The sequence below is a fragment of the Pelotomaculum propionicicum genome, assembly GCF_004369225.1.
Lineage (GTDB): Bacteria > Bacillota > Desulfotomaculia > Desulfotomaculales > Pelotomaculaceae > Pelotomaculum_B > Pelotomaculum_B propionicicum.
In genome coordinates this window covers 1-1,951 of sequence record NZ_QFFZ01000126.1, presented here as the reverse complement: position 1 = coordinate 1,951, position 1,951 = coordinate 1, and the positions used below count along the sequence as shown (strand labels likewise).

Here is a 1,951-nt window from a genome sequence, read left to right as displayed (position 1 = left end):
ATGATCCCACTGCGAAAACCCCATAGAATAGCAAAAATTGGTCTGAGATAGCAGGATAAATAATGGCGAATATCGAAGTATACTACAGATATCAAGAGATATCAGCTGATAAAATAATAAATCGGGCACCGGGGGGATTCACATGTTCCGGGAAAACAAAGACCACTTACAACAAGAACTATTCAATAGTTACTCATGGATGAATCCAAAGATACAGGCCAGTCTGCAGGGAACTTGGGCACCCCTTTTCTATGAGCATGTGTTTTGTAAGATCGACGAGACTCCTTTTTCCTGCTTGTACAGTCTGGACAATGGTCGCCCAAATTTCCCGGTGAATATTCTGCTATCCCTGGAATTCATTAAGCATATGAAAGACTACGTAGATGAAGACATTATCGAACAGTTTCGTTTCAACTACCAGATCATGTATGCTGTTGGCCTACGCAACCTCGGTGAACTCTACCTATCCGAGCGCACAATATACGAATTTCGGCGGCGGGTCTACCGCTACACCGTGGAAAACCCAGATAAAGACGATCTCATCTTTGGGCAATTCGAAAAACTAACCAAGCATTTTATTGAGTTAGCGGGGATCAATACCAAAGAGCAACGTGTAGACTCCACGCAAATCATGACCAATATCAAATTGGCCGGTCGGTTGTCATTAGCATATGATGTGTTGTCCCAGGCAGTGAATGCCTGCCCTTCGGAACTCCTTACAGATTCTTTGAAGCAAGTGCTGGAATCCGAGTACAAAACCAAGGTCTTATACCGCTCCAAGGGCAGCGAAGCACAAAAACGGATCCAGGAGATGATCGATCTGGGGATCGAACTGGTCTCCAGCATTGAATCCAATCCAAGCATTCGTGAATTGAATGCCATAGCTATTCTCCAGCGGTTTATCAACGAGCAGGCTACCTTTGATAGTAAGAAGAAAACCTGGGAAGCTAAAGCAAATAAAGATATTGCGGCCGACTCCCTGCAATCAGCCTACGACCCGGATGTGACCTACCGCAAGAAAGCTTCTAAAGGGCATGTTGGACTAGTCCTAAATATTGCCGAAACTTGTGCTGATGAAAATCCTGTCCAAATAATCACCGATTATGCGGTCGAGAAAAACAGGGTTAGCGATGCTGAGATGTTAGAAAAGCGCATCCCTGAAATACAAAACAAAATGGATGTCACCGACTTTTACGTCGATGGAGGTTACTTCAGCGGAGGAGTAGAAAAACAGGCGCAAGATACCGGAATTACGGTGCATTATACAGACATGACCGGGAAAAAACCGGATCCTGAAAAGCTCCCGCTAACTGCATTTACCATTAAAGACCATAAGACAGTGGATTCCTGTCCAGAAGGTCATGCTCCATATAGCTGCCAGTTTAATGGAAAGAACAACGTGATTCTCGCTTATTTCGACCGGGAGGTCTGTTCAAACTGTCCCAAGCAAGACACCTGCCCAGTAAAATTCCGAAAAAATAATACCGTATTGCGAGTTAACAAGAGTGCTATATTTCTGGCCGAAGCCCGCGAACGAAAAGAAGACAAAAGCGCCAGGCAAGAAGCAACCAGCAAACGTACAGCCATTGAAGGAACCAACTCCTCGCTAAAGTGTTCACAGGGAGCAGGAAAGCTCAAGGTGCGGGGTAAAGTCAAAGCAACACTGGTTACTGGGATGAAAATCATTGGACACAACTTCAAGCAACTCGTCCGCTTCTTCAATGGGGATATAAGGAAAAAGGCTATGGAAATTGCAAATAACAATAATCAAGGGGTTATTGTACCCATTTGCTAGAAAAAGTTAGAAAATATAAAGGATAATAACCATAATCCATGCATAAAACCGTAAAGGGAAGCAACATAACGGTCAGTTAGATGGATGATAATCCCAGTCAATTTTCTTAAGGGGCAAATGAAAAGAAAAAAACACCCCTTTTTGCAGTGGAATCAT

General features: G+C 43.7%; 1 protein-coding gene. It reads left to right on the top strand.

The genetic code is table 11. The annotated features are described in order from the left end of the window. Positions 1 to 142: 142 nt before the first annotated feature. Positions 143 to 1,795: a transposase gene (locus Pmgp_RS19160; protein ID WP_134216270.1), complete on the top strand. Its 1,653-nt coding sequence runs from the start codon at positions 143 to 145 to the stop codon at positions 1,793 to 1,795. Positions 1,796 to 1,951: the final 156 nt, after the last annotated feature.

Excerpts from the sequence above, each read along its gene's own strand:
- Pmgp_RS19160 (WP_134216270.1), top strand. The coding sequence starts at position 143 with ATGTTCCGGGAAAACAAAGACCACTTACAACAAGAACTATTCAATAGT.